Source organism: Micromonospora sp. NPDC048909 (assembly GCF_040649635.1).
Taxonomy (GTDB): domain Bacteria; phylum Actinomycetota; class Actinomycetes; order Mycobacteriales; family Micromonosporaceae; genus Micromonospora.
The window spans coordinates 173,753-199,633 of record NZ_JBEZFU010000003.1; the positions used below are offsets into that span (position 1 = coordinate 173,753).

The 25,881-nt window shown below is 70.4% G+C and carries 26 protein-coding genes and 1 pseudogene; 12 read left to right on the forward strand and 15 right to left on the reverse strand.

Annotated features, from left to right (window positions below):
- Positions 1-81: 81 nt before the first annotated feature.
- The 6 genes from AB0C04_RS10120 to AB0C04_RS10145 all read right to left on the reverse strand — a co-directional run bounded on the left by AB0C04_RS10120 (position 82) and on the right by AB0C04_RS10145 (position 8,348).
- Positions 82-1,908 carry an ABC transporter ATP-binding protein gene (locus AB0C04_RS10120; RefSeq protein WP_357052210.1) on the reverse strand — a complete coding sequence of 609 codons (1,827 nt, stop codon included), beginning with the start codon at positions 1,906-1,908 and terminating at the stop codon, positions 82-84.
- A gap of 116 nt (positions 1,909-2,024) precedes the next feature.
- Positions 2,025-3,875 (reverse strand): ABC transporter ATP-binding protein, encoded by a 1,851-nt coding sequence (locus tag AB0C04_RS10125; protein ID WP_357051148.1) that lies wholly within the window; start codon positions 3,873-3,875, stop codon positions 2,025-2,027.
- A 37-nt stretch (positions 3,876-3,912) separates the two neighbouring features.
- Complete coding sequence (locus tag AB0C04_RS10130; protein WP_357051151.1) at positions 3,913-4,425, reverse strand: methylated-DNA--[protein]-cysteine S-methyltransferase; 513 nt, start codon at positions 4,423-4,425, stop codon at positions 3,913-3,915.
- Complete coding sequence (locus AB0C04_RS10135; RefSeq protein WP_357051154.1) at positions 4,422-5,912, reverse strand: AlkA N-terminal domain-containing protein; 1,491 nt, start codon at positions 5,910-5,912, stop codon at positions 4,422-4,424. The genes AB0C04_RS10130 and AB0C04_RS10135 overlap by 4 nt, the downstream gene beginning before the upstream one ends.
- A gap of 64 nt (positions 5,913-5,976) precedes the next feature.
- Positions 5,977-7,452: an FAD-binding oxidoreductase gene (locus AB0C04_RS10140; RefSeq protein WP_357051157.1), complete on the reverse strand. Its 1,476-nt coding sequence runs from the start codon at positions 7,450-7,452 to the stop codon at positions 5,977-5,979.
- Positions 7,449-8,348: an LLM class flavin-dependent oxidoreductase gene (locus AB0C04_RS10145; protein WP_357051160.1), complete on the reverse strand. Its 900-nt coding sequence runs from the start codon at positions 8,346-8,348 to the stop codon at positions 7,449-7,451. Before AB0C04_RS10145 ends, AB0C04_RS10140 begins: the two co-directional genes overlap by 4 nt.
- A gap of 64 nt (positions 8,349-8,412) precedes the next feature.
- Between AB0C04_RS10145 and AB0C04_RS10150 the strand changes: the two genes are divergently transcribed.
- The 4 genes from AB0C04_RS10150 to ychF all read left to right on the forward strand — a co-directional run bounded on the left by AB0C04_RS10150 (position 8,413) and on the right by ychF (position 11,692).
- Positions 8,413-8,823, forward strand: a complete 411-nt coding sequence (locus AB0C04_RS10150) for a helix-turn-helix domain-containing protein (protein ID WP_357051163.1) — start codon at positions 8,413-8,415, stop codon at positions 8,821-8,823.
- Between the two features lie 308 nt (positions 8,824-9,131).
- A complete protein-coding gene (locus tag AB0C04_RS10155; RefSeq protein ID WP_357051166.1) occupies positions 9,132-9,650 on the forward strand; it encodes a hypothetical protein in 519 nt (172 codons plus the stop codon).
- Positions 9,651-9,729: 79 nt separating this feature from the next.
- Positions 9,730-10,494 carry a peptidase E gene (locus tag AB0C04_RS10160; RefSeq protein WP_357051169.1) on the forward strand — a complete coding sequence of 255 codons (765 nt, stop codon included), beginning with the start codon at positions 9,730-9,732 and terminating at the stop codon, positions 10,492-10,494.
- A gap of 112 nt (positions 10,495-10,606) precedes the next feature.
- On the forward strand, positions 10,607-11,692 hold the full coding sequence (ychF, locus tag AB0C04_RS10165) for a redox-regulated ATPase YchF (RefSeq protein ID WP_357051172.1): 1,086 nt from the start codon (positions 10,607-10,609) through the stop codon (positions 11,690-11,692).
- A gap of 32 nt (positions 11,693-11,724) precedes the next feature.
- On the opposite strand, the gene AB0C04_RS10170 is transcribed toward ychF, so the two are convergent.
- On the reverse strand, positions 11,725-12,876 hold the full coding sequence (locus tag AB0C04_RS10170) for a site-specific integrase (RefSeq protein WP_357051175.1): 1,152 nt from the start codon (positions 12,874-12,876) through the stop codon (positions 11,725-11,727).
- A gap of 6 nt (positions 12,877-12,882) precedes the next feature.
- Positions 12,883-13,404, reverse strand: coding sequence for a hypothetical protein (locus tag AB0C04_RS10175; RefSeq protein WP_357051178.1), 522 nt, complete (start codon positions 13,402-13,404; stop codon positions 12,883-12,885).
- Positions 13,405-13,536: 132 nt separating this feature from the next.
- Here AB0C04_RS10175 and AB0C04_RS10180 point away from each other — a divergent pair, with 132 nt between their 5' ends.
- The 3 genes from AB0C04_RS10180 to AB0C04_RS10190 are packed head-to-tail and all read left to right on the forward strand — an operon-like array spanning position 13,537 to position 15,574.
- Positions 13,537-13,755 carry a helix-turn-helix domain-containing protein gene (locus AB0C04_RS10180; RefSeq protein WP_357051181.1) on the forward strand — a complete coding sequence of 73 codons (219 nt, stop codon included), beginning with the start codon at positions 13,537-13,539 and terminating at the stop codon, positions 13,753-13,755.
- Positions 13,752-14,009, forward strand: a complete 258-nt coding sequence (locus AB0C04_RS10185) for a hypothetical protein (protein ID WP_357051184.1) — start codon at positions 13,752-13,754, stop codon at positions 14,007-14,009. The genes AB0C04_RS10180 and AB0C04_RS10185 overlap by 4 nt, the downstream gene beginning before the upstream one ends.
- Complete coding sequence (locus AB0C04_RS10190) at positions 14,006-15,574, forward strand: YfjI family protein (protein WP_357051187.1); 1,569 nt, start codon at positions 14,006-14,008, stop codon at positions 15,572-15,574. Before AB0C04_RS10185 ends, AB0C04_RS10190 begins: the two co-directional genes overlap by 4 nt.
- 974 nt (positions 15,575-16,548) lie before the next feature.
- On the opposite strand, the gene AB0C04_RS10195 is transcribed toward AB0C04_RS10190, so the two are convergent.
- The 3 genes from AB0C04_RS10195 to AB0C04_RS10205 all read right to left on the reverse strand — a co-directional run bounded on the left by AB0C04_RS10195 (position 16,549) and on the right by AB0C04_RS10205 (position 18,084).
- Positions 16,549-17,085, reverse strand: coding sequence for a hypothetical protein (locus AB0C04_RS10195; protein ID WP_357051190.1), 537 nt, complete (start codon positions 17,083-17,085; stop codon positions 16,549-16,551).
- 85 nt (positions 17,086-17,170) lie between these two features.
- On the reverse strand, positions 17,171-17,428 hold the full coding sequence (locus tag AB0C04_RS10200) for a hypothetical protein (RefSeq protein ID WP_357051193.1): 258 nt from the start codon (positions 17,426-17,428) through the stop codon (positions 17,171-17,173).
- Positions 17,425-18,084, reverse strand: a complete 660-nt coding sequence (locus tag AB0C04_RS10205; protein ID WP_357051197.1) for a hypothetical protein — start codon at positions 18,082-18,084, stop codon at positions 17,425-17,427. Before AB0C04_RS10205 ends, AB0C04_RS10200 begins: the two co-directional genes overlap by 4 nt.
- Before the next feature lie 219 nt (positions 18,085-18,303).
- On the opposite strand from AB0C04_RS10205, the gene AB0C04_RS10210 reads away from it, so the two are divergent.
- From AB0C04_RS10210 to AB0C04_RS10220, 3 genes are all read left to right on the forward strand, one after another.
- Positions 18,304-19,716, forward strand: coding sequence for a phage major capsid protein (locus tag AB0C04_RS10210; protein WP_357051200.1), 1,413 nt, complete (start codon positions 18,304-18,306; stop codon positions 19,714-19,716).
- 159 nt (positions 19,717-19,875) lie between these two features.
- On the forward strand, positions 19,876-20,754 hold the full coding sequence (locus tag AB0C04_RS10215; RefSeq protein WP_357051203.1) for a hypothetical protein: 879 nt from the start codon (positions 19,876-19,878) through the stop codon (positions 20,752-20,754).
- Positions 20,755-20,782: 28 nt separating this feature from the next.
- The gene (locus tag AB0C04_RS10220; RefSeq protein WP_357051206.1) at positions 20,783-20,908 is read left to right on the forward strand and encodes a hypothetical protein; all 126 of its coding nucleotides are present in this window, start codon (positions 20,783-20,785) and stop codon (positions 20,906-20,908) included.
- Between the two features lie 858 nt (positions 20,909-21,766).
- Here AB0C04_RS10220 and AB0C04_RS10225 read toward each other — a convergent pair.
- A complete protein-coding gene (locus AB0C04_RS10225) occupies positions 21,767-22,129 on the reverse strand; it encodes a YciI family protein (protein ID WP_357051209.1) in 363 nt (120 codons plus the stop codon).
- A 430-nt stretch (positions 22,130-22,559) separates the two neighbouring features.
- On the opposite strand from AB0C04_RS10225, the gene AB0C04_RS10230 reads away from it, so the two are divergent.
- Positions 22,560-22,928, forward strand: coding sequence for a hypothetical protein (locus tag AB0C04_RS10230; protein WP_357051212.1), 369 nt, complete (start codon positions 22,560-22,562; stop codon positions 22,926-22,928).
- Here the strand turns inward: AB0C04_RS10230 and AB0C04_RS10235 are convergent.
- The 3 genes and pseudogenes from AB0C04_RS10235 to AB0C04_RS10245 all read right to left on the reverse strand — a co-directional run bounded on the left by AB0C04_RS10235 (position 22,925) and on the right by AB0C04_RS10245 (position 24,845).
- Positions 22,925-23,584 (reverse strand): hypothetical protein, encoded by a 660-nt coding sequence (locus AB0C04_RS10235; protein WP_357051215.1) that lies wholly within the window; start codon positions 23,582-23,584, stop codon positions 22,925-22,927. The genes AB0C04_RS10230 and AB0C04_RS10235 overlap by 4 nt on opposite strands.
- Positions 23,580-24,076 (reverse strand): annotated as a pseudogene (locus AB0C04_RS10240) (helix-turn-helix domain-containing protein); the annotation flags it as partial. The pseudogene AB0C04_RS10240 and the gene AB0C04_RS10235, both read right to left, overlap by 5 nt.
- Before the next feature lie 232 nt (positions 24,077-24,308).
- Positions 24,309-24,845 carry a hypothetical protein gene (locus AB0C04_RS10245; protein WP_357051218.1) on the reverse strand — a complete coding sequence of 179 codons (537 nt, stop codon included), beginning with the start codon at positions 24,843-24,845 and terminating at the stop codon, positions 24,309-24,311.
- A 422-nt stretch (positions 24,846-25,267) separates the two neighbouring features.
- On the opposite strand from AB0C04_RS10245, the gene AB0C04_RS10250 reads away from it, so the two are divergent.
- Positions 25,268-25,798 carry a GNAT family N-acetyltransferase gene (locus AB0C04_RS10250; protein ID WP_357052213.1) on the forward strand — a complete coding sequence of 177 codons (531 nt, stop codon included), beginning with the start codon at positions 25,268-25,270 and terminating at the stop codon, positions 25,796-25,798.
- The last annotated feature ends 83 nt before the right edge of the window (positions 25,799-25,881 follow it).

Below are 25,881 nucleotides of genomic sequence, written 5' to 3' on the forward strand. Positions count from 1 at the left end.
TCTGACGCCGCGTCGACCAGGCGGTGGTCCGGCCCGGAGCCTCCGGGACGTGAGCGGCTGTACGGTGCCGGCTGATTGTAGTCAGCGCAGCGATTGTCGCCACTGCCGGTGCAGCGCGGCGTACCGGCCGTCGGCCGTCGCGAGCTGCTCCGGGGGACCGTCCTCGACGATCCGCCCGCCGTCGAGGACCAGCACCCGGTCGGCGACCTCCACCGTGGAGAGTCGGTGCGCGATGACCACCGCGGTCCGGTCCCGCAGGATGGAGCCGAGCGCCTGCTGCACCAGCCGTTCGGTGGGCACGTCGAGCGACGAGGTCGCCTCGTCGAGGATGAGCACGGTCGGGTCGGCCAGGAACGCCCGGGCGAACGCGACCAGCTGCCGCTGCCCGGCGGAGAGCCGCCCGCCGCGGCGGTGCACCTGGGTGGCGTACCCGTCGGGGAGCGCGGCGATGAAGTCGTGCGCGCCGATCGCGCGGGCGGCCTCCCGGACCGCCGCGTCGTCCGCGTCCGGACGGCCGAACCGGATGTTCTCCTCGACGGTGCCGTTGAACAGGTGGGTCTCCTGCGTCACCAGGACCACCGCCCGGCGCAGGTCGGCGTCGGCCACCGCGCGCAGGTCGACGCCGTCCAGGCTGACCGTGCCGGCGACCGGGTCGTGGAACCGGGCGACCAGCTTGGCGATGGTGGACTTGCCCGCGCCGGTCGGTCCGATCAACGCGACGGTCTGCCCGGCCGGGATGGTCAGGTCCAGCTCGGCGAGGATCGGCGCGTCCGGCCGGTAGCCGAAGGAGACCGCGCGGAACGCCAGCTCGCCGCGGGCGGCGGACAGCGGCGTCGGCCGGGCCGGCTCGGCCACCGCGGGCCGCTCGTCGAGCACCCCGGCCAGCTTCTCCAGGGCGGCCGTGGCGGACTGCAACGAGTTGTAGAACTGGCTCAGCTCCTGCATCGGCTCGAAGAAGCGCCGAAGGTAGAGCAGGAACGCCGCGAGCACGCCGATCTCGGTCCGCCCGCCGAGCACCCGCCAACCGCCGTAGCAGAGCACCACGGCCACCGTCACGTTGCCGATCACCTTGATCCCCGGCGAGTAGGTGGCGATCAGCCGGAACGCGTGCAGGCTGGCCCGCCGGTAATCGTCGCTGAGCGCCCCGAAGATCCGCTGGTTGCGGGGCTCGCGGCGGTACGCCTGCACCGCGCGGATGCCTCGCATCGACTCGACGAAGTGGACGATGACCAGGGCCACCGAGTCCCGGGTGCGCCGGTAGGCGCTGGCCGAGGCCCGGGCGAACCAGCGGGACAGCAGGTAGAGGAACGGGAAGGCGAGCAGGGTCACCGCGGCCAGCGGCAGGTCCAGCCAGAGCAGGATGCCGGCCACCGACAGGATCGAGAGCGCGGCCAGCACCAGGCTGTCGATACCGCCGTCGACCAGTTCGGCGATCGAGTCGAGGTCGCTGGTCAGGCGGGAGACCATCCGGCCGGAGGTGTACCGCTCGTGGAAGGCCACCGGCAGGCGCAGGAAGTGCCCGTACACCCGGCGGCGGAGATCCAGCAGGACGGCCTGGCCGATCCGCGCGGAGAGGGTGAGGAAACCGCGGCGGGCCACGTACTCCACGAAGGCGGCCGCCGCGAACGCCCCGGCGACCGCGGCCAGCGGCCGGTAGTCACCGGCCCGCAGCGGCCCGATACCCCGGTCGATGCCGAGCATGACCAGGTACGGCCCGGCCATCGCGGCGCCGTTCTGGACCAGCAGCAACGCCACCGCCGAGGTCAGCCGGCCACGGTGCGGGCGCAGCAGGTCGGCCAGGAGCGCCCGGCTGCGGACCCGTAGCCGGGCGACCGCCTCCGGGCTGCTGTCCTCGGCCCGGCTGCGATCCGCGTCCGGGTCGGTCGCCTGCCCGCGCCAGCGGGTCAGCTCCGGAGGCTCGCCGCCGGCCGGGGCGGCCTCCGGCTCGGGCGGCGGGCGGCGGCCCCGCCATCGCGGGCGGCCGGCGTCCCGGGACGGTCGCCGCCGCCCGGACGCCCTGGTCGTCACGACCGCACCAGCCCGCGCCCGTCCGACGGGGCCCCGGCGCCCCGGCCGGAGGTCGTCGGCCCGCCTCGCGGCGGCTCGGCAGAGAGCAGCGCCCGGTACGCCGGAACGGTGGTGAGCAGTTCGGAGTGGCTGCCCACCGCGGTGATCCGTCCCCCGTCGAGCAGCGCCACCCGGTCGGCCAGCGCGATGGTCGACGGCCGGTGCACCACCAGCAGCGCGGTGCTCTCCCGCAGCACCCGCTTCAGCGCCGCCTCGACCAGCGCCTCGGTCTGCACGTCGAGGGCGGAGAGCGGATCGTCGAGGACGAGCAGCGCCGGCCGGCCGAGCACCGCCCGGGCCAGCGCCAACCGCTGGCGCTGCCCGCCGGAGAGGGAGAGCCCCTGCTCGCCCACCCGGGTGCCCAACCCCCACGGCAGGTCGTACGCGAAGTCGGCCTGGGCGAGCGCGAGCGCGGCCCGGACCTCCTCCTCGCCGGCCTCGGGGCGGCCGAGGGTGAGGTTCTCCCGGACCGACATGGAGAAGAGAGTGGGCTCCTCGAACGCCACCCCGACCAGCCGGCGCAGCGAGTCCAGCCGCAGCTCGCGCAGGTCGTGCCCGTCCAGGGTGATCCGACCGCCGGTCACGTCGTGCAACCGGGCCACCAGGGAGAGCAGGGTGCTCTTGCCGCAGCCGGTCGCGCCGACCAGGGCCAGTGTCTCGCCCGGCTCGACGGTCAGCTCGACGTCGCGCAGCACCGGCTCCGGGGTGCCCGGATAGCGGAACGAGACCTGCTCGAAGCGGAGCAGTCCGCGTACCGCCGAGCGGGCCAGTGCGACCGCCCCGGGGGCGTCCACGATCCGCGGCGGGGTGTCCAGCACCTCCTGGATCCGGTCGGCGGCGGTCGCGGCCTCCTGTCCATTGGCGATGATCCAGCCGAGTGACTGCACCGGCCAGATCAGCATCAGCTGGAGGGTGACGAAGGCGACCAGCTCGCCGATGGTGAGCACGCCCTGGGCGGCGGCGGACGCCCCGGCGGCCAGCACCACCCCCAGGGTCAGGTTCGGCACCAGGTCGAGCAGCGCCGAGGTACGGGCCAGCAGCCGGCCCTTGCCGACCCCGGTGTCGTGCAGCGCGCGGGCGGCGACACCGAAGCGGGCCGCCAGCTCCGGTCCCCGGCCGTACGCCTTCATGGTGCGCAGCCCCTGCGCGGTCTCCTCGACCAGCGTTGCCACGTCGCCCTGCTGGTCCTGCATCCGCCGGGACGCGGCGTGGTAGTGCCGGGCGAAGCGGCGGCTGATCAGGAACAGCGGCACCGCGCTGACGGCCACCAGCAGGCCCAGCACCGGGTGCAGCCGGATCAGCAGCACCACCACGACCGCGTAGGTGACCAGGTTGAGCACCAGGAAGAAGAGGCCGAACGAGAGGAAGCGGCGGATCACCGACAGGTCGCTGGTGATCCGGGAGAGCAACTGGCCGGACTGCCACCGGTCGTGGAAGCTGGCCGGCAGCCGTTGCAGGTGGGCGTAGACGTCGGCGCGCAACGCCGCCTCCATGCCGACCGCCGAGGAGGACTGAACCCAGCGGCGGATGAAGATCAGCACCGCCTCGGCCAGCCCGAGGATCAGGGCCAGGCCGCCGAGGCGGAGCAGTCCGGGCGGGTCGTGCCGGGCCACCGGGCCGTCCACGACCCGCTGCACCACCAGCGGCACGGCGATGCTCGCGGCGGTGGCGGCCAGCCCGGCGGCCAGCAGCCAGCCGAACTCGACCCGGTATGGGCGCAGGTAGCGGCGCAGCCGCCAGAGGTTGTGCACCGGGTGGGGGCCCGCGGCGACCCGGGCGGCCGGGACGCCGTCGCTCTCCGCAGGCACTACCCGACGGTAGCGGGAAATGTGAACCGATCTGGTGTCAGCTTGCCGTCAACGGCCGCTCATGACCGAGAAGCCACTTCTTCACGTCCAGGCCCCAGCGGTAGCCGCCCAGCGTCCCGTCGGTGCGCAGCACCCGGTGGCACGGCACGAAGAGGGCCGCCGCGTTGCGGGCGCAGGCCGCCGCGGCGGCGCGTACCGCCGGTGGCCGGCCGGCCAGCCCGGCGAACCCGGTGTAGGTGACCGGCTCGCCGGGCTTCACCTCGCGCAGCACCTGCCAGGCGTGCGCCATGAACTCGCCGCCGGTGCGCTGCTCGACCGGCACCGCGTCGATGGCGGCGAGGTCGCCGTCCAGGTAGGACCGGACGGCCGCGCTGACCGGGCCGAGGTCGGTGCGCTGCCGCAGCGGCGCCCGCAGGGTGGGGTGGACCAGGGGCAGCAGCGCCAGCGGGTCGGGGGTGAAGCCGGCCGCCCGGACCGCGCCGTCCGGGCCGGTCAGGATGCTGAGCGGGCCGGCCGGGGTGGCCAGCACCGCACTGTCGATAGTGGTCATGCCGCTCTCCAGAGTCGGATCAGCGCGTAGGACCGCCAGGGTCGCCAGCGGTCGGCGTACGCGTCGAGGGTTGTCGGTTGGTCGGGCAGGCCGAGCGCGGCCGCGCCGCGCCGGACCGCCAGGTCGGTGTGGAGCAGGACGTCCGGGTCGCCGAGCGCGCGCATCGCGACGTAGCCCGCGGTCCAGGGGCCGATGCCGGGCAGTGCGGCCAGTCGGCGCACGGTCTCCTCGCGGTCGCCGCCCGGGGCGAGGTCGAGTTCCCCCTCGGCGACGGCTCGCGCCAGCCCCCGGATGGTCTCCCGCCGGGCCGCCGGCATCCCGAACCCCTCGTCCGCCACCCCCAGCACCCCCTCCGCATCGGGAAACCCCCGCAAGCCGCCCCCCGCAACCCGTCGATCATGAGGTTCGCGGCGGCCAGGGAGATCCGCATCGCCGTCCACCTCATGATCAGCAGGCAGGTGGGCGAGGAGGCGGGTGAGGGTGGTGCGGGCGGAGGTCACCGAGACCTGCTGTCCGACGACGGCCCGGACCGCCATCTCGAAGCCGTCCACCGCGCGGGGAACTCGGATGCCGGGCTCCGCCACGACCGCGGCGGCCAGCGCCGGGTCCGCGGCGAGGGTGGCGTCGATCGCCACCGGGTCCGCGTCCAGGTCGAGCAGGTGCCGGCAGCGGGCCACCGCCGGTGCCAGGTCGCGCAGGTCGGTCAGGCGCAGGGTGGCGGACACGTGTCCGTCCGCCGGGGTCAGCGCCACCTCGCCCGCGCCGCGTGGCAGCCGCAGCCCACGGCGGTACGTGCCGTCGCGAACCTCCTCCACCCCCGGCAGCGCCCGCAGGGCGAGGAAGTCGAGCAGCGCGCCGGCGTGCAGTGGCGGGCGGTACGCGAGCCGGAGCGTGATGGTCCCGGCGCCGACCGGGGCGGAGCGCTGCCCACGGGACTGACGCAGCTCGGTCGGGGCGACCCCGTACACCTCGCGGACGGTGTCGTTGAACTGCCGGACGCTGCCGAACCCGGCCGCGAACGCGATCTCCGCCATGCCGAGGCCGGTCGTCTCGATCAGGATCCGGGCGGTCTGCGCCCGCTGGGCCCGGGCCAGCGCGAGCGGTCCGGCACCCATCTCGGCCCGCAGCATCCGGTGCAGGTGCCGCTCGGTGTAGCCGAGCCGGGACGCCAGGCCGGGGATGCCGTCGCGGTCCACCACCCCGTCGGCGATCAGCCGCATCGCCCGGCCGACCACGTCGGCGCGGACGTCCCACTGCGGCGAGCCGGGCGCCGCGTCCGGGCGGCAGCGCCGGCAGGCTCGCAGCCCGGCCCCTTGCGCCGCCGCGGCGGACGGAAAGAACCGGACGTTCTGCCGCTTCGGAGTGGTCGCCGGGCAGGACGGCCGGCAGTAGATCCCGGTCGACGTCACGCCGGTGTAGAACCAGCCGTCGAATCGCTGGTCACGGCTGTCGACCGCCCGATAGCACCGCTCGAAGTCCAACTCCACGCCACCGATGATGCTCCGGTTCCGCGGGCTACCGCTGGCGGGAATCGGACGTGGGCGTGGGCGGTCAGCGCCGCCGCCCCCGGTTGCCCCCGCCGCGCCGGGCTGCCGGCTTCCGGCGGTCGGCGCCGCCCGCGTCCCGCACGCTCGGCCGGGCCCCGGCTGCCCGCTCGGTCGGCTGGCTTCCCGCTTCCCGGATGCTCGGCCGGATCCTCGGGTCCGCGCCGCCGGCCCGCTTGGTGAGCAGGGCCGGCCGGAACACGCCGTCCGGGTCGTACCGGCGCCACAGTTGGGTCACCCGGCGACCGGTCTCACCCGGGTAGATCCGGTCGAACGCCGCCCGGTCCGGCCGGCCCTCGAAGTTCACGTACGCGCCGTCGGCCCGCTCGGCGACGCGCCGCCAGGCGGCGTCCAGCGCCGCGCGACCCTGCGGCGGGAAGACCGAGCCGACGGCGAGCGTGTCCTGGTGCCGGTGCGGGTACGCGGTCGCGCCGGCGTCGACATCGTTGATCGCCCCGCCCATCGACCGCAGCTGGACCACGGCCCGGTGCGGCCCGGTCGTGGCCCGCATGATCGCCCGGGCGCTGCCGTCGTCCATCGTGAGCAGGCTGTTGGTGGTGTCGCTGGCCTGCTGGCCGACGTTCGGGTGCAGGTGGGCCAGCGGCACCAGGGCCGGGTACGGCACCAGGTCGGTCCGGTGGTCGAGCAGCCGGCCGATCTCGAGCAGCGGTTCGACCAGCGGCCGGGCCCGGCGCAGGCTCTCCGCGGCGACCACGGCCGTGATCGACAGGACCGCCGACCGCCCGTTCGCGAAGAGCACCGCGGCGGTGGTGAGTTCCCGGGGCGCCTGCGACAGGTACTCGGCCCACCGGCGCAGGGTGCCCCCGTCGGCGGTGGCCTCGACGGCGATCTGGGCGAGCCCGACGTTGCTGACCTCGGCCGCCTCGATCTCGAACGCGACCACGATGCCGGCCCCGGCCCCCGCGCCGCGGACCACCCAGAACAGCTCGGGTTCGTGCTCCGCGTCCGCGCGGACCACCGTCCCGTCGGCGAGCACCACCTCCACCGCCCGGACGTTGTCGATGGTCAGCCCGTGCCGGCGGGCCAGCCAGCCGACGCCACCGCCGGTGGCCAGGCCGCCGACGCCCACGTTGCCGTGGTCGCCCGAGCTGATCACCAACCCGTACGGGGCCAGCGCCTTCGCCACCGTCGCCCAGCGAGCGCCCGCCTCGACCCGGACCAGCCGGGACCGTTCGTCGAGCACGTCGACCCGGTTCATCGCGGACAGGTCGATGACCAGGCCGCCGTCGTTGGAGGAGGTGCCGGCCAGGCCGTGCCCGCCGCTGCGGACGGCGACCGGCAGCCCCTGCTCGCGGGCGTAGCGGACCGCGTCGGCCACCTGGGCGGTGGTCTCCGGCAGCAGCACGCCGGCCGGGCTGTGCTGCGTGGTGTACGTCGAGCGCAGCAACGCGTACCGACGGTCCCCGGGGGTCACGAGCTTGCCGGTCAGCGCCTCGGGTAGCCGGGAAAGCTTGCTGGTCACTGTTGCCCTCGAATCTCGAGCACCTGCTCGCGGACGGCCGGAACCACCCGGTCGGTGAACGCCCGCAGCTGTGCGCGGTGCGACATGATCGGCCAGAAGATGAACGTGTCGAAGCCGAGGTCGACCGCCCAGTGGGTCAGGGTGTCGACCCAGAGCTGGGCACTGCCGACGAGCCCGGTGCCGCCACTCTGCGGCCCGATCGCGCCGATGACGTTGTAGATCCGGCGTACCGCCGCCGGGTCGCGCCCGGCCGCCCGCGCCGCGTCGTCGATGATCTGCTGCTTGCTCGGCACCTCGGCTGGTGGGACGTAGATGTTGAGTGGCGAGATCCACCCGTCGGCCTGCCGACCGGCCACGCTGAGCATGCGGGGCCGCTGACCGCCGAGCCAGAGCGGAACCGGGGACGGCGGCACCGGCCCGCCAGCGTACCCCTCGACGGTGTGCTGCTCGCCGTCGAACCGGACCGCGCCACCGGCCAGCGCCGTGCGCATGATCTGCAGCGCTTCCTCGGTGTACGCGATGGTCTCGGCGCCGCTGCGTCGGGCGCCACCCATGGCGGCGATGCCGTCCGCGCTCGCGCCACCGCCGACGCCGAGGACGACCCGGCCGCCGGTGAGGACGCTGAGCGACGCGCCGGCCTTGGCGAGCATGGTCGGCGGGCGCAGTTGCAGGTCGGCGACGTCGGTGAGGAAGGAGATCCGGCTCGTCTCGGCCGCCAGATGGCTGATCATCGTCCAGCTGTCGAGGTAGCCGGGCTGGTAGGGATGGTCCTGGACGGCGAGGTAGGTCAACCCGCCGTCGGCCGCGGCTCGAGCCAGATATCGCGTTTCGCCCAGTTTGTCGGCGGACGGATCCAGGCTCAGGCCGAAGCTGATCGGGTGTCCGTAATCGGTCATGGGTCAAGCGTGCGGAGGGACCGGCGACTGGGCAAACCGCAGGTTAGCTACTAATCTTTGGTGAGTGACTACTCCTCAGCCTTTCGACCTGCGGCGTTACCAGGACATCGACGACACCGGCTGCCGGGTCTTCCAGGACTCGCTGGAGCTGGTCGGCCGACGGTGGACCGGTGCCATCCTGCTGGCCGGCGTGCGCGGGGCGCGCCGGTTCGGCGAGTACCGGGCCGCGGTGACCGGGATCTCCGACCGGCTGCTCGCCCAGCGGCTCAAGGAGTTGGAGGGCGACGGGCTGATCGAGCGGACGGTGATCCCCACCTCGCCGGTCCAGATCCGCTACGCGCCCTCCCCGGACGGCCGGGAGTTGATGGTGCTGCTCCAGCCGCTGATCGATTGGAGCCACCGCCGCCGGCCCGGGTCTGCGCTGCCCGGGTCCGCGCTGCCCGGGTCCGCGCTGCCCGGGTCTGCCGAGGGCTGACCGGGCGGTTCGATCGCGCGCCGCCGGTCCCGCGACACCGCACCCCGCGCCCCGGGCGGCACGGTTGATCCGCCCGGCGACCGGCCGACGTCGCAGGTCAGGGCGGTGTGGCGGGGGAGCGGCCATCCCTCGGCGCGTCCTTTGCTCTGCTTCAGCCGAGGCAACAGATCATGGCGCTCAGTGTTGCCGGGAGTGAAGCAGAGCAAAGGGGTCGCAACGGGTCACCGCGGCGGAGAGCGCTCGGCGGTGCCGAAAGTGTCGGTGCCGGCGGGTACCGTCCGGCCACCAACTCAAGAAGGGGTGCGGCGATGGCGAGCGTGGCGGGTCGCGAAGCGACGCGGAGTGGGCACCCCCCGCTCGACCGGGCCGTGCTCCAGACCTTCTACCGCCGGATGCGTGCGGTGGCGCCGGCCGCCGTCGGGGCGATCGAACGCGATCGCCCCGCCGACCCGGCCCGGCCCTTCCCCGACACCGCGTGCGGCCGCCTGGTCCGTTCCCTCGACGACGACGGGCTGCGGGCGCTCGGCATGTGGGCGCATCACTGGTGCATGCGCTTCTACGACGACGACACCCGGGCCGGTCTGCGGCTGGTCCGGGAAATCGCGGGCCGGCGCGGGCTCGGCTGGACGGCCGACGAGGTGCGCTGGATGCTCCGTGAGTCGCGTGCCGCCGGCGACAAGGCCGAGGCCCGCTTCACGCTTCCGGTCGCCGCCGCCCGCGAGCTGCCCCCGGGCGCTCTTCCACCCGCCGAGCTGCCCGCCGAAGAGCCCACAGCCACCGCCCGGCCCGCCGGGTCGGTCGTGCCCCGCCAGCTCCGCCGCGGCTGACCGGCGGTCGGGGCGTTCTCCGTCGCGGGCGCCGGGCAACCCCGGGGCCGGCCGACGCCGCGACGCCGGCTCCGGCAGGATGGGCGGTGCTCCCGACGGAAGGACGACCGTGCCCGCCAGCGAACCGACCATCCTCGCCACCAGCATGGGTTTCTTCGCCCGGGGCCGCGGCCCGCAGGTCCTGCGGCCCGGCCCGATCTTCGACCTCGGGGCCGAGTTGGCGCAGGCCGGCCCGGAGCCGCGCATCTGCTACCTGGGGCAGGCCGTCGGTGACCAGCCCACCAACCTGACCGCCGTCTACGGCGCGTTCGCCGGCACCCGGTTCCGGCTGTCCCACCTGGCGCTCTTCCCGATGCCGAACGTCGAGGACATCCGCGCCCACCTGCTCGCCCAGGACGTGATCTGGGTCGGCGGCGGCAGCGTGGCCAACCTGGTCGCCGTCTGGCGGGTACACGGCCTCGACGAGATCCTGCACGAGTGCTGGCAGGCCGGGGTGGTGCTGGGCGGCGTCTCCGCCGGCTCGATCTGCTGGCACGTCGGCGGGGCCACCGACAGCTTCGGCCCCGACCTGCGCGGGTTCACCGACGGGCTGGGCTGGCTTCCCTACGGCAACGGGGTGCACTACGACAGCGAGGAGCAGCGTCGGCCGCTGATGCACCGCCTCGTCGGCGAGGGCACGCTGCCGGTCGCGCACTGCACCGACGACGGCGTCGGCCTGGTCTACCGGGGCGACAAGCTCGTCGAGGCGGTCGCCGACCGGGAGGGCGTCTCGGCGTACGAAATCAGCCGCGGCACGGACGGCACCGTCCGGGAGGCGATCATCGCCCCGCGCCTGCTCAGCTGACCACCGGCCGGGTCGGGCCGGGCCCGGCGGGCGTGGGCCGCCGGCCGATTCCGGTACGCGACACCGCACCGCCTGCCCGGCCCCCGACGGCACCGGCGTAAGCTGGCTCGTCGTGAGTCTCACCATCGGCATCGTCGGCCTGCCCAACGTGGGCAAGAGCACGCTGTTCAACGCGCTGACCAAGAACGACGTGCTCGCGGCGAACTACCCGTTCGCCACCATCGAGCCCAACGTCGGCGTCGTCGGGCTGCCCGACGAGCGGCTGGGCAAGCTCGCCGAGATCTTCAGCTCGCAGAAGGTGCTGCCCGCGCCGGTGTCGTTCGTCGACATCGCCGGCCTGGTGCGCGGCGCCTCCAAGGGGCAGGGCCGGGGCAACGCGTTCCTGGCGAACATCCGGGACGCCTCGGCGATCTGCCAGGTGGTCCGCGCGTTCTCCGACCCGAACGTGGTGCACGTCGACGGCAAGGTCTCCCCGGCCGACGACATCGAGACGATCAACACCGAGCTGATCCTGGCCGACATCCAGACCCTGGAGAAGGCGGTGCCACGGCTGGAGAAGGAGGCCAAGCTCCGCAAGGACCGGGCCGCCGCCGTGACCGCCGCGAAGAAGGCCGTCGAGCTGCTCGACACCGGCGTCACCCTCTACGCCGGCGCCGCCAAGGCGGGCATCGAGCTGGAGCACCTGCGCGAGCTGCACCTGCTCACCACCAAGCCGTTCCTCTACGTCTTCAACGTCGACGAGGCCGAGCTGGGCAACGCCGAGTTCCTCGACGAGCTGCGGGCCCTGGTCGCCCCCGCCGAGGCGATCTTCATGGACGCGAAGATCGAGTCGGAGCTGGTGGACCTGCCCGAGGAGGAGGCCCGGGAACTGCTGGAGTCGATCGGGCAGAACGAGCCCGGCCTGAACCAGCTCGTCCGGGTCGGCTTCCGTACGCTCGGGCTCCAGACGTACCTCACGGCCGGGCCCAAGGAGGCGCGGGCCTGGACGGTCCCGATCGGCGCCACCGCGCCGGAGGCCGCGGGGGTCATTCACTCCGACTTCCAGCGCGGCTTCATCAAGGCCGAGGTGGTCTCCTACGCCGACCTGCTCGACACCGGCAGCATGGCCGCCGCCAAGGCCGCCGGCAAGGTCCGGATCGAGGGCAAGGAGTACGTCATGCAGGACGGCGACGTGGTGGAGTTCCGCTTCAACGTGTAGGCCGGCCTCATTTCCGCAGGTCACAGGGCATGTCACGCCTCCCTAGTCCGCAGGTAGTCCGCAGGATCGACCGCAGTTGGCCGGCTACCTAACGTCTCGGTCATCAGCGCCGCCGCAGCCTTGCGGGTTCTGTCCTCCGCCGTCGGCCACAAGTGGGCGTAAGTCTTCAAGGTCACCGTTGGGCTGCCGTGCCCCAGCGCCCGCTGCACCGTCACCACGTCGCACCCTTGGGCGATCAGCCCTGACGCGAAGTAGTGCCGGAGGTCGTGCAGCGTGAAACCACCGACGCCCGCGTCCCGGCATGCTTTGCGCCACCAGTAGCCCACGGTGTTCTGGTGCGGCGGGTTGCCCGGCTCGCCCTCGAACAGCCACCGGCGCAGATCGCTGCCAGGTCGGTGTTCGGCGACGTGACGCGACAGGATCTCGACCAGGTCGGTGGCGAGGAAAACGGTGCGCTCGCTGCCGTACTTCGGCGGGGTCATTTCCACCGTGCCGCCCGGCCCCCGCTGCACCTGGCGCTGCACCCGCAGGCTGCGGCCGAGGAAGTTCACGTCACCGACCTGGACGGCGGCGGCCTCGCCGAGGCGCAGCCCGGCGAACGCGGCCAGGGCGACGAAGGCCAGGAAGCGCGGACCTGCGGCGTCCAGGAGTGCCCGCACCTGCGCCGGGGTGGGAATCTCCATCGCCGCGTCGGCGCGCCGAGTCCGGGGCAGCGTCACGCCCTCGCTTGGGTCCGATGGGATGAACCGGTCGCGGACTGCGGCCCGCAGCACCGAGCGGACGTTGTTGAACCTGGTCTTGATCGTGCCCGGTGCCAGTCCGCGCGGCTTGCCCTTACCCCGATCGGCGGTCTGCATCGCCTTCACCCACTGCTCGACGTGGGACCGGCGCAGCGCGCGCAGTTGGACGTCGGCGAAGGGCACCGTGCTCGCGGCGAGCCGCATTGCCCGTTCGGTGCCGGACGCCCACACCTGCCGCGAGGCCCAGTCGTCGAAGTAGCGGGCGAAGGTGATCCTTCCGGCCTTCGGGTCGACGAACTGGCCGGTGACGATCGCGGCCGTCTGCTCATCGAGCCAGTGCTGCGCGTCGACGCGTCGGGTGAAGTGCTTCGCGTGTTCGCGGCCGGTTTCGTCGCGGTACCTCGCCCGGTACTTGCCGTCGGGCCGCTTCTGGATGCTCGCCATCGTGTTCTACCTCGTCCTGGTCGCGCGGGGATCGGTGACGGTGAGGTAGCCCCGGTCGCGGGCTCGGGTCACCCACCTGCCTGCGGTTGAGCGGGGCACCTCCAGCGACTCGGCCACCCGCGCAGTGGGTGGGTCGCCGAGTAGCAGCGCCAGCCGGTAGACGCGGGCGACGTGCCGGAGGGTGGCAACAGACGGGCCAGGCTGTAGGACCTCGGCCGAATCAGGCAGTTGTGGGACGAGATCCACCGCGCCGATCGCGTTCGTCACCGCGTGGCGCAGCAGTGCGGCGACGGGGATGCTGCGCATGATCTGGCTGGTTACCTCCTGCCCGGCGGCCCGTACCACCACCTCGCTGGCGATGTACCGGCCCGCCTCGGAGTCGTACTCGGCAGTCAGGTCGACCTCCAATCCGTCTATGGCATTGGTTATCCACATCCCTTGGATCTTCGCGGGGATCGTCAGGCCGTCGTCGAGAACTACCTCGCCACTACTGCTTGTGGTCGCCGGGTTGGTGCTGGTGGGCGTCATGCCACCGATGGTGCCCGCGCTTGGCCGGTTCCGTCAACACCAATGAGTCAGCGTTGACAGGACTGATCCACGCATTGATACTTCTCCCTGCGATACAGCTCTGACGGAGCTGACTCACTTCGGGAGGGGAAGATGAGCATGGGGGACGAGTACCTGACCACCGTCGAGGTCGCCGAGATCATGCGCATGTCGCCCGAGACGGTGCGGTACTGGCGGCACATCGGCACCGGACCGGCGTCATTTCGCGTTGGACGGCGGGTGCTGTACGCCCGTAGCGACGTCCAGAAGTTCATCGACGATGCCCGCGCTGCCGCTACCGCCGCGTCCGCCGGAAAAGACGGTGGGCGGTGACCGCCCCCAGCGCCATCGACTTGACCGTCAACGCGCCGGCCTACCCGCGTGGTGGGGATTCGCGCCGCCGAATGCGTCTGCGTCACCTGCTCCTGAAGCGCCGACGCTGGTCCAACGAGCTTGACGCCCTGCTCGCCGATGGGCGGTGCAGCGTCAAGCCAACCATCGACGTGATTGACATCGACAGGTACCACGCTGCCGGCCTCGACCTGGACTGGGAACAGCGCGAGCGCCTCGGGAGGGCCGCCGGATGACCGACGACGACCTTGTGGTGGATCGCGCGATTGATGCGGGATTCATCGATGAGGTGCCAGTCGATCCGGGTGGCGCCGTCGGAGCGAAGTCGGAGGTGTGGGGAATCCCGCAACGCATCGCCAATATTGCCAAAATCCCGCTGCCCCCATCGGTCGGGCGACGCCCGCAGAAGCTGTGGGCGATGGTCGATGCCACCGCCGAGGCGTACCAGGTGCCGCGAGATTTGGTCCTGCTCATGGTTCTGGCAATATTGGCAACCTCCGTGGGGGGTCGCCGACGCGTCAGGGTCGCTGCCGACTGGACGGAGACCCTGTCGATCTATGCGACGGCTGCGGTCCCCTCCGGGGAACGCAAGTCGCCCGTGATGAGCGTGCTGTCCGCGCCGCTGATCGAGGTGGAGCGGAACCTCGCCGCCAACGCCGCGCCCGACGTGACGAGGCAGCGGGCACTGCTTGGCCTCCGCGCCGCCGCTGTGGAGAAAATCAAGCGCAAGGGCGACACCTCGGCGGCCGGAATCGCCGAGATGGAGGACGCGGTTCGGGACCTAGACCAGACGATGGTCCCGGTCATCCCGCGGTTGCTCGCCGATGACTCCACCGTGGAGGCGATGGCCAGGCTGATGGCCGAGCAGGATGGCCGCCTCGGTGTCCTCTCCGCCGAGGGTGGGCTGTTCTCCACCCTCGCGGGTCGGTACTCCAGCGGGATCCCGAACCTGGACCTGGTGCTGAAGGCGTGGTCGGGTGACCCCGTGCGGGTCGACCGCGTTTCTCGGGAGGCGATCAACCTGCCCGAGCCGGTGCTGTCGATGGGGCTGGCGATCCAGCCGGCCATTGTGGCCAGCCTCGCCGAGGGCAGGCACTTTCGCGGGTCCGGTCTGCTGGCACGGTTCCTGTACGCCTTGCCTGACTCCCTCGTCGGGTCCCGCCGGGTCGCCCCGCAGCCGCTGCCGGAGCCGATCTTCCGCGCCTACCGGGCGAGCGTGGCGAAGCTCACCGAAGACATCTTTACCACCGGCGACATCACCGTGATCAAGCTGAACGAGCCGGCCCGCGACGCGCTCAACAAGTTCCGTACCGAGCCTGAGCCCCGGCTCCACCCCGACCACGGGGACCTGGCCGCCATCGCCGACTGGGCGAACAAGCTACCCGGCCAATTGGTCCGCATCGCGGCACTGTTCTCCCTGTTCGATGACTCGGCCGCCGACTCCGTGGACGAGCCGATCATGGGCGAGGTCATCGAGCTGGCCGACTACTTCATCGCGCACGCCCGCGTCGCGTTCGACCTGATGACCGGCCGGCGCAGCCCGCTGGAGCCCGCCAGGGCCGTCCTGTGGTGGATCACGAAGAAGAAGTTGTCGACCTTCACGGTGCGGCAGGCGTGGCGGGAGCTGAGCGGTCAGGAGTGGGCGGTCAACACCGACGCCATCCGCGAAGCCATCGCCGACCTGGACGACCTCGGTTGGGTCCGTCCCGCCGCGACTCCCGAGCGACGCGGTCCTGGCCGGCCAAGCGAACCGTACGAGGTTCACCCACTTGCACTACACCTGAAGGAGGCCGCCCGATGAACGTCCGAGACAAGCTGCTCGCGGAGGCGTGTCACGACTGCGTGCCGGATCTTCGGCTCGCGCAAGGCCACGGGGGATTACCTAACATCCTTGCCGTCGTCCATCACCCGGCGACCTGCCCGTGGGCTCGGCGTTACGCGAGGGAGCCCGAGCTGGTGGTGCTGCCCGAGGTCGGTGCCGTAATCCACGTCGGGCACAGCGAATAGCGAGCGGGAGATCGGGGTGGTCTTCATGACCGGCGTGGTCTTCATGACCGACGCCGTCTCTGCAACCGCCGCGCCGGGCAAGCGATCAGCGCCGCCCGCCACCGCACCGGCAGGAGCCCGAGGCGCGAAAAGTCACGCAGCGTGATGCGTCGAAGGGCGGTCGAAGGGGGCCGACGCAACCCCACCCCCATGATCAAATTTCAGGGGGTGCCCCTCAATATATCCGGGGCCATCATTCTTGCGGGGGTCCATCTTTTTTGAGGGTGGGGTGCGTCGATGGGGGCGCATCGAGTCCACCGGGCACCCTCGCCCCGAGGGTGGGGTGCTGTGTTGTAGACCACGGGGTACACGCTGGCGGTGGTGACCTGGAAACACGCAGAGGAAACGCGACTCGCTCACGGGCCACGCTGAACAGCCTGACCACCACCATCCCCACCACCCAACCCGGCGGACTGGCACACACTCACACGACGGGAGGCCAGCCCACCGCAGGCAGCCAAGCCACCACCCACCAACCCCGAGCACGCACGCACCGCACACCCGCGCGAGACAGCAAAGATCATTCGTCACCAAAAGGATGATCATCGATCGCTGACTAGTGACGATGCTCTACACGTTGAGTCATCGCGTGAAACGCGATGAGCAACGGGTGGGGGGAGGGGTGTTGACGCAAACGGCGTCAACACCGGACCCCTCGCTGTCCGGAGGGAGATCCCCCTCCGGCACCCCCCACCCCCAGGCGGCCCGCGCAAGCGGCCCGCTGAGCGCCTACGTTGTGCCAGGGTCCCCGAACATCGACACCGCAGCAGTCGTCTGTCCACGCCGCTCCAGAGCCTGGCGAATGTCCTCCAGCAGGGCCCAGAACAGCGGTTCGTACCCGCGTTTGGGGTCGTCGTTGACTGCGCCAATCTTCGCCAACGCCTGGGCGAGATGCTCCTTCCCGCGATCGTTCACGTACTCGTTCGCGTACGCCCTCCAGACCGGCAGCTCGTCTGCGGGCAGCATCGCGAGACGGGCAGTGAGAGTGTCACGGAGCTTCAACCCGAAGAGGTCACCAGGCGTGGCGGCGGCGATGCTGTCCAGGAGGTCGCGGAACACTTGCAGCTCGAATGTCGCGCGCCGTTCGCGGATGAGTGCAGCGTCGGCTCGCGCGGCCTGGTCCCTCGTAATGCGGATGGCGCGCACTGCCAGGAACAACGCCAGGATGGCCGCGAGGGTCGCGGTCGCGTTGAGTAGCAGCGACGCCCAGTCGAAGCAGGTTTGATCAATGGTCGGGGGCGTCGAAGTCGTCGGTGGGTTCGGCACGGCTACCGACGATTGCACATGGCTGCCACGGCGGACCTCGTGAGGCGCGGCAGTGGGAATACGGGCCGCTCCTCCTTTTCGCTGTTCACGCTTCCGGTGGAACGAGTTGCTCGATCTCCGCCCTCGTGGCCATCTCGGCGAAGTGCGCCCGAGCTGCGTCCGTGCTGCCGTGGGCAATGTGGGCCTCGACGATCGCGATCGCGTTGAGGGCGTCGATGGTTTCGCCGATGTCGGCGTTGACCAGCTCGGACCACTTTTGCTCGTCGCCGTCGAGAAACGCCAGAACGATCTGCGCGGCGTGTCCGATGAGGCGGGCGTTCTCGGCGTCGTCGGTTCCCGTCACGTGCTGACCTCCGGGGCCGTGGTGGGCGTTGCCTTCAGTCCCGCAGCGTACGCGTCGATGCAGAGTTGCAGGACGACGAGTGAGGCCGGGACGGCGTCATCGACGGTGACGTTCCCAAGATGTTCGAAGCTGCCGACGTCGATCTCAACCTGAGTCCAGAACCGCTGGATGGCTGTCAGGATCTCGATGGCATCAACGAACAGGTTGACGTCCGGCTCGAAGTCGGGATCGACGACGTACTTGAGGAGCTCGTGGGTGAGCTCATGGCGATGTGCGTAAATCTGGTCGAGCCGATCGGCCTGTGCCAGCGAGATGGCCCCGGAGTCAACGAGCCAGAGCAGTGACGCGGGGAACGGCCGTCGCTTGGGATCGCGCTTCAGTACCTGCTCGGCGTATCTCTCTTCGTCATACCGGAAGCCGGTTTCATCGAAGCCCTTCAAGTAGAACTGGCGGATGCTGGTCAGCACGACGTCTTTGATCATTTCGTGGGTGATCTGGTAAAGCCCGGCGAAGCTGAGGGTTGCTCGGATCCGGTCGGGCTGAAGCTTCGCCATCAGTAGGGCCTTCAACTGCTCGGAGTCCCTCGCGGCGTCCGTCACGCCGTCGAGTCTGCCGGGCCACCCGGCGGAGCGGTCAAGGTGAATTTCGGCGGGCATCGACGTGATGATCGATGACCGTCACCATCCGGCGCTATGATCGACTCATCGCCACCGGGCCACGCCGGGCCAGGCCGCCAGGGCCGCTGTACGCCTCCCTGACCGCTTCGGAGATACCGACGTAGGAATCCGACCAGGGCCGCTCGATCGATCGGGCCTCCCCGGAGCAACGGCAAACGTCCTTACACGACCGTGCCTTAGCCCGAGGAGGAAATGATCATGGCACGTGACCTCATTGCCGAGCAGCGGCAGTGGAAGAGCAAGATCGATGCGCTAACGGCCGAGCTGGAGCGCATGGAGGAGAAGGCGGACAACCCCAGCCACGGAGATATGGAGCGCATTGCGCGTCTGGGCAGGGGCCTTGAGCGTGCCCGTGACGAGTACGACCGGGTCACCGACGAGATCCGCTTCCAGGCTGTCAACGGCGGTCCGGGGATCATTGCGGCGCGCGGGGTTCCGGGTGACTATCCGGAGCCGATTCGCCGCAGTAGCGAGCGCGACGTCGCGCTGCGGCAGATCGAGCGGTCCAGCCGGGCCGGGTACCTGGCCGACCACGCCGCCGAGCGGGCCACCGCGCTGGTGGAGTCGTACGGCAGCGCGCGTGAGCGGACCCTCGCCGCCCGATGGGTGACCGTTGCCGGTGCCGACGAGTATCGGACCGCGTTCGCGAAGCTGCTCGGCGACCCGACGCGCGGGCACCTGCTGTGGACGGAGCCGGAACGGGAGGCGTATCAGCGGGTCGCCGAGCTCCAGTCAGAGATGCGGGCCATGTCTGTCGGCACCGTCGGTGCCGGTGGCTACATGGTGCCGATGACGCTCGACCCGGCATTGAACATCTCCAACGCCGGGTCGATCAATCCGCTGCGGCGGATCTCGCGGGTCGTCCAGACGGTCACCAATTCGTGGACGGGCCTCAATTCCGCGGGCGCCACGGCGGAGTGGCTGGGCGCTGACAACACCGCCCGTGAGACCGCCGACGGGTCGCCGACGATCAATGACGAGCCGATCCCCGTCTACTTCGGGGACGTGTTCGTGCCGTACAGCTTCGAGGTCGGCATGGATGCCGTTGACTTCCTCGGTGAGCTGACGCGGGTGCTGGTCGACGCAGCCGACGTGCACCAGGCCGCCGCGTACACCACCGGCACCGGGGTGAACCAGCCGACCGGGTTCGTCACGGCCTTAACCGGCACGCCGTCGGTGGTCGCCACCGCTGGCGCGGACGCCCTCGCCGCCGGGGATGTGTTCAACCTCCAGAACCAGCTCCCGCCCCGGTTCTCCGGCCGTGCGCAGTGGTGCGCCAACCTGGCGATCATCAACACGCTGCGGCAGATGGAGACGACGAACGGCGCGCTGAAGTTCCCGGAGCTGGCTAACGGCCAGCTGCTCGGGCGGCCGATCAACGAGTGCTCCGACATGGACGGCGTCGTCAACGCCACCCAGAACAACTACATCCTGGCGTACGGCGATTGGACCCAGTTCGTGATCGTCGATCGGATCGGCGCGACGCTGGAGATCATTCCGAACCTGGTGGGTGCCAACCGGCGACCGTCCGCCCAGCGCGGCGCTTTCCTCTGGTACCGGACGGGCTCCGACGTCCTGGTGGACAACGCGTTCCGGCTCCTGAACGCCTGACGATCATCGATACAGACTGTGCTCGCCCGGCCACGTGTCCATGCGAAGAACAACGTGGCCGGGTGAGCCGGGCGTCCCGGACCGGCGTAAGTCGTTGGCGCGTCGGGCGTCGGTCCGGGCAATCGTGTGTGGTTGACCAGGGTCCGCATACTGGCGGGCGTGCTCTTCGTTCCGGTGCCGACCCCGTCGCCCGCAGCCGTGGTGTCGCCCTCTCCCGCGTTGACCGACGTAGCCCCGTCGCTACCGACCAGCCCGGTCCCCACGCCGTCGAACACCGGGCTCGTCAACGTCGTCGTTGACCACTCGACCGGTTTTCTCGGCAGGATCTCACTCGGCTCGTGGCCCGACTGGGTGGCGGCCATCTTCACGTCGGCCGCGTTCATCGTGGCGGCTGGGTCCTACTGGCGCAGCGTCCAAGTGCGCCGCGAGGAGCAGGCGCGGCTCGTCTACTCCAAGGTGCTGCACGTGAAATACCACGACGAGGGCGCCGCGTTCGAGCCATTGCCCCACGGCGCGAAGATCGGCAACACCAGGGGACCCGGCATCACCGGGGTCACGTTCACGATGTCCTCACCGCATGAGATCGCGCTGGTGCCGGTGATTCAGCTCACCGCCTGCGTCCGTAACGGCAGCAAGGAACTCATCGGCCCGGCCAAGGTGCAGGTCGTGAACATCGGCCGGAAGACGACCTACGACACGTTCTCGGTGTTGATCGACGTCATCGACCCGGAGACCGACTACGTCGTTGACTTCGTTCTGCCCAACGTTGACCACCCCCGGCAGCCCAGCCTCGGCACCACCGTGCTCTTCCGCGACGCCAGCGGCCAGTGGTGGCGGCGACATCTCGCCGAGCCCATCGAGGCCGTGCACGACGATCCTGAGAACGCCGCTTACACGTCGGCCGAGCGCGCCACGGGGGCAGCCAACCTCCGCGCCCTGGGAATCGAACCGGCCCCCGATGCCGCTCCCAAGGTGCCGCTGCGGGCTCGGTGGCATCGTTTCTGGCGCGAGCGGCGAGGCAAGTCGCCCACACCGTAAGACGTCGACGCGGATGGACGGATCGGGCGTGTGGGATGTGCTGCTCAACAGTCCGGCGGACACCCCGACGCAGCGGGCCGAGCACGCCGACGAACAGAGCGCCCGCGCCGAGATGGAGAGGCTCTACGCGGAGGGCCGGGCGTACGGGGAGTGACGATCCGTCGACCCGGCGCGCCGCCTAGATGATCTCCATTTTGAGCCCGCCGAGACGGTCCGCAGCTAGTCCGCCAGAAGTCCGCAGGATTGGCGTCTGCTACCAACGACTGCCACCGTTTGCCAACGCATAAAAGCCCAGGCCAGAGGGTTGTTACGGCAGTTTGCGCAGGCCAGCGGCTTGGCCTCAGAAGTTCCGCTTCAACGTCTGAATCCGGCCTGTTCCCGCAGTTCAGGAGGTTGCACGCTCGCTTTGGGGCACAGCCGGGGCACAACCCCCATGCCTCATCGACGGCGCGGCGGGTGCGCTCCTCGGAATCCGGCATCAGGTGCCCGTACGTCGACAGGACCAGGGTCGCGTTCTCGTGCCCCAGCCGCTCGGCGACCGTGATGACCGACTCGCCCTGCATCAGCAGGACGAGGCCCGCGCGATGGTACGGCGTCTCGTCCAGGCCGACAACGGCCAGTGGCGCGAGCAGACCGGGGACGCTGCTACCCAGCCACCCACGTGAGGCCGGCCGGCTGCCGGCGATGTCGGGCTCCACTTGATCCGTTACACGGTGACTTTCACTTGACGGGTGACAGCTGGCCGGATCTCTGCTCTTCCGCTGTCGCAGTCCGTGACCGGCGTGCCATCCCACCGCCGGGGTAGCAATCTTCGATGCCGAGCCCCGGCGTCGGGCGGGGGAAGTGGGGTGTCGGCTGGCGCTGGGCGCGGCACCTTCTCGCCGCGCCCAGCGCCGTTACCGCTCGAATCTTCGCGATGCCGATAGGACAGGTCATCCCGTGAAGCCGCAGCAGCACCGTCGCCCCCGGTGTCGGCCACGCCTTGACACAAGCGTCGGTCGACGGGCGACGATCATCCCCGGGCTTCGCGCCACGGCTTGAAGCGGCGCACCTCCTGGGGCCAGCCGCACGCTTCCGCGATCTTCCCGGCCCACATTCTGGCCGTCTCCTCGTCGGGCACGTCCACGATGGTCAGCCCGCCCAGGAATTCCTTGGTCTCGACGTAGGGCCCGTCGGTGAAGATCACCTCACCGCTTGTGGCGTCGGCACTGAAGACCGGGCCGTCCTCTTCCTCCAGCCCTCCGGCGAAGACATATGCTCCGGCGGCCCTGATCTCATCAACGACCGCCCTGGAGAGTGGACCGCGCCCGCGGAACCATTCCTCGGTGTGGTCACCCACCCACTGCTGGTTGAAGTAGATGAGGTACTCGGGCATGTCCGCTCCCTCTGTTCGTCCGGACCCGGTGTCCGTCTCTACATACGCTACGAACGGCATCCGACAGATCCGACGCCCTCGGGCTGGAAAATCTGCCCGAGCCGCGGCTAGCCGTCGCTCTCACTTCGGCAGAAGCGGATGCCAGAGACACCAGCGTGGTGGACGGCCGGCGTCACAGGCCGTGTCCGGCATGCTCAAGGCCGGTGTAACCCGTCAACTGGAGTCACCGTGTAACGCATCAAGCGGAGTACGACCCACCGGCTGCCGGCGTGTCTAGTCCCACCACATGCTTGACGAATCCGTCCCAGCACATGTTTGACGGTTGGTCTAGGTTCCTTGCTGCGTGGGGGCGGGCCATGGTGCGGGGCCAGGCTGCTCGGCGCCGGTGCGGGGTAAGTCTCTGCAGGGGGTCTGGGTGACAATCTCGCGCATGAGCGCCTCTGACGTCGTAGCGGTCGATCTCACTTCGGACGAGCGGTTCCTGCTGAGGCGAGGGTTGGCCGAGTGGGGTGGACCCGCGCATTCCACGGATGATCTCGCCCGAGCTATGGGCTTTCAGGATCAGGTGGACCTCTACCACGGCGAGGGTCGCAGGCTGGGAGAGGCACTGGACCGGGGGGAGCCGTTGTCGAGGTCGCAGTGGCGAAAGCTGTTGTTCTCCACTGAGATCGTCTTCGCGAGTGACGTGGTGGGTTCTGGGTGTGACTGGTCGATCACCACTGGCCTTTCTGACGAGGAGACGATCAAGCTGCTGCGGGTGGTGCAGCGGAAGGTGGCCCGCGCACTACGGATGTCCTAGGCATCGGCGGCCACTTTGCGGGGTCGGCTGGCCTTCAGGTTGCGGACGGGCTGGTCGGTGGTGCGTCGGACGAGGCGGGTGCCGTCGTCGCAGGCGATGGCCAACTCGGTGTCGGTGACGTTGATGGTGACGGTCTTGCCGGCGTGGACGCGGCCGAGGGCGACTTTCTGTCCGACGACCATGACGACTCCGCTGTTGGAGGCCCGCCGCTGCACCTGCACCGGTCCGGCCGTAGGTTGGGGCGGTGGTCCGGCGGGTCGGGCGCCTCGCAGCCGTGCCACCTCGGCGGGGGTGAGCGGGTTGGGTCGGATGCGTAGCAGCTGGCGGGTGTCGAGGTCGAAGAAGTTCAGGGTCTTGCCGTCGATGCGGATGCCGACCCGTTGCCCGCCGAGGATCTCGGCGGCCAGGACGATGTGCTGGCCCAGGGAGACGTGACCTGCGCGGCTGATGGTGCGGTCGACCTCGACCGCTTCACCTGGTGGTGCCGGCGGCAACGGCGGCTCACCAGCGGGACGGCCGCGCTGGCGCAGCAGGGCCGCGAGGTCGGCGGCGGACAGGTGTGAGCGCACCGACTTGAGCCGGACGCCGGCGATAAGGAGGTGGATGACGTCGGTGTCGGCCCAGAACGTGACCGTCACGCCGGAGCGGGCAGTCATCCACCCCGGTGACGACCTTGGCCTCGGTGCCGTCGGCGAGCATGATCCCGCCACGATGTCCATCTGCCACAACTCCATCGGCCGGGACCGCTGCCAGCGGACATAGTCCTTGCGACCCCGACGCCTCCTGGCTGGCTCGATGAGGCCGTGGCGGACCAGGATCCGATACACCGTCATCCTCGACGGCACCGGGTCCGGACAGCCGTGTCGGCCCAGCTCGAACGCGATCCGACGCGAGCCCCACCGCGGGTGGTGTCGGCGCAGCTCACACACCAACGCCTCCACCTCCGCCGACGCCTGATGAGCACATCCCTGCGGGCGGCGGGAGCGGTTCTCCAACCCGACCAGGCCCGCTTCGGCATAGCGGGCCAGCCAGGAGTGGACGGTCTGCCGGGACACTCCTGTTCGGGCTGCCACCTCAACCACGGGTTCCCCGGCCTGCACCGCCAACACCGCCCGACACCGCTGCTCAACGATCGACAACTCCACCAGCGCCAATCCCGGCCTCCCCAGCCCGCGATGACCGCAACCATCACGCGATGAGGAAGCCGAATATCGATCATGTCAAGCATCTGGTGGGACGCGAGTGTCAAGCATCTCCCGTGACGAGACACACCGGCTGCCGGCGTGTCTAGTCCCACCACATGCTTGACGAATCCGTCCCAGGACATGCTTGACGGTTGGTCTAGAGAAGCGGGAAGGAGCACCACGCCTGAAGCGGTGGTCAGTAGTGGGCCTGCTCGGGTGGGAAGTCCTCGGGGAAGGCAGCGTCGACGGCTGCCGCCGGGATGCAGTCGTGATCGTGGGCCCAGGTGCCGGCTACGTGGAGCACGGGCTCAGGTCCCTCGTCGGTGACGAAGGTGAAGTCGACGCGTTGGGGCAGGGTGCGCAGAACGGACTGTCCCTCGCTCGGCTTGAGCTGTTCCCACTGGCACTTCGCGGCGGCCAGGGCGTCGGCCACCTGAGCGAAGGTCAGTCGTGAGGGCAGGGCGATGACCTCGCCGGACTGTGCTTGGCTCGGCAGCTCGACCGTCCCTCGCCAGGTCTGGACCGTCACTGAGGTGATGATCCGGCAGCGGCAGACCACGAACTCGACGTCGCCGTAGGAGTACAGGTGCGGCCACCTGTGGCGTTTGTCGACCCGCCCGATGTCCCACGGCATGCCGTAGTCGGCGACGACCTCCCGTAGGCGGGCGCCGGGATGAAGAAGGCCGACCCGGCCAGTTGAGCCGAATGCTGCCAGGACGTCGAGTGCCCCCATGTCCTCAACCTCCCTGCGGTAACCGTCTCCCCGGCTCAGCAAGCCACCCGACCAACCGCTATGGATCATGTCAAACATCTCGTGGTACGCGAATGTCAAGCATGTCCCGTGACACGACACACCGGCTGCCAGCGAGGTTGTTCAACGTTTCTGTAGGTCTTCAAGGCGGCCCTGAACGGGCCGCACGCGCCGCCGCCTGGGCGCGCGCCAGCCGCTGCCGCTGTCGCTCTGCGGCCGTCCCGCCGGACGCCCCGCGGCTGGCGCGGACAACGGAGAGCCCGAAGGGCTGCCGCAGAACGACAGGCCCTTGACCGGTGTGGGGGAGTAGCGGCTCTGAGTTCCGCTTCGACGTCTGAATCCGGCACCCGCTTCCGGTCCAGCCTGGCGAGGAAGGGGACATGCCGGCCTGGGACGATGGACGGGTGAAGATCACTCGACTCATCGCCTCGGACGATGCGCCGGCCCTGGCCGAGGTGCTCCGCGTCAACCGTGAGTTTCTCGCGCCGTGGGACCCGATCCGGAGTGAGGACTACTTCACGGCAGACGGCCAGCACGCCGTCATCGAAGCCGATCTCCAGCAGCACGAACAGGGATCGAAGCTGCCCCACGTCATCCTTGACGACTCCGGTCGCGTGATCGGCCGCATCACGCTCAGCGGCATAGTGCGCGGCCCCTTCCAGTCATGCGCGATGGGCTACTGGGTGAGCGCCAGCCACAACGGCCGAGGGGTCGCGACGAAGGCGGTGCGCGAGATCGTGCGGGTGGCCTTCGAGGAGTTGGGGCTGCATCGGGTGCAGGCAGAGACCCTGCTGCACAACGTCAGATCGCAGCGGGTGCTGGAACGCAACGGGTTCGTGCGGTTCGGCATGGCGCCGGAGTATCTCAACATCGCCGGCCGGTGGCAGGACCACGTCATGTACCAGGTGGTGAACCCGTCCTGGGCAACCGGCTGAGCATCGCCGCCCTCATGTCTGACGCTCGATGTTCTCAGCCTCACCGGGGCCCATGGCGACGAGATCCTCTTCACCGGTGCGTT

Excerpts from the sequence above, each read along its gene's own strand:
- AB0C04_RS10130 (WP_357051151.1), bottom strand. The coding sequence starts at position 4,425 with ATGACCACTATCGACAGTGCGGTGCTGGCCACCCCGGCCGGCCCGCTC.
- AB0C04_RS10145 (WP_357051160.1), bottom strand. The coding sequence starts at position 8,348 with ATGACCGATTACGGACACCCGATCAGCTTCGGCCTGAGCCTGGATCCG.
- AB0C04_RS10155 (WP_357051166.1), top strand. The coding sequence starts at position 9,132 with ATGGCGAGCGTGGCGGGTCGCGAAGCGACGCGGAGTGGGCACCCCCCG.
- AB0C04_RS10160 (WP_357051169.1), top strand. The coding sequence starts at position 9,730 with ATGGGCGGTGCTCCCGACGGAAGGACGACCGTGCCCGCCAGCGAACCG.
- AB0C04_RS10170 (WP_357051175.1), bottom strand. The coding sequence starts at position 12,876 with ATGGCGAGCATCCAGAAGCGGCCCGACGGCAAGTACCGGGCGAGGTAC.
- AB0C04_RS10175 (WP_357051178.1), bottom strand. The coding sequence starts at position 13,404 with ATGACGCCCACCAGCACCAACCCGGCGACCACAAGCAGTAGTGGCGAG.
- AB0C04_RS10180 (WP_357051181.1), top strand. The coding sequence starts at position 13,537 with ATGAGCATGGGGGACGAGTACCTGACCACCGTCGAGGTCGCCGAGATC.
- AB0C04_RS10190 (WP_357051187.1), top strand. The coding sequence starts at position 14,006 with ATGACCGACGACGACCTTGTGGTGGATCGCGCGATTGATGCGGGATTC.
- AB0C04_RS10205 (WP_357051197.1), bottom strand. The coding sequence starts at position 18,084 with ATGCCCGCCGAAATTCACCTTGACCGCTCCGCCGGGTGGCCCGGCAGA.
- AB0C04_RS10210 (WP_357051200.1), top strand. The coding sequence starts at position 18,304 with ATGGCACGTGACCTCATTGCCGAGCAGCGGCAGTGGAAGAGCAAGATC.
- AB0C04_RS10225 (WP_357051209.1), bottom strand. The coding sequence starts at position 22,129 with ATGCCCGAGTACCTCATCTACTTCAACCAGCAGTGGGTGGGTGACCAC.
- AB0C04_RS10230 (WP_357051212.1), top strand. The coding sequence starts at position 22,560 with ATGAGCGCCTCTGACGTCGTAGCGGTCGATCTCACTTCGGACGAGCGG.
- AB0C04_RS10235 (WP_357051215.1), bottom strand. The coding sequence starts at position 23,584 with ATGACTGCCCGCTCCGGCGTGACGGTCACGTTCTGGGCCGACACCGAC.
- AB0C04_RS10245 (WP_357051218.1), bottom strand. The coding sequence starts at position 24,845 with ATGGGGGCACTCGACGTCCTGGCAGCATTCGGCTCAACTGGCCGGGTC.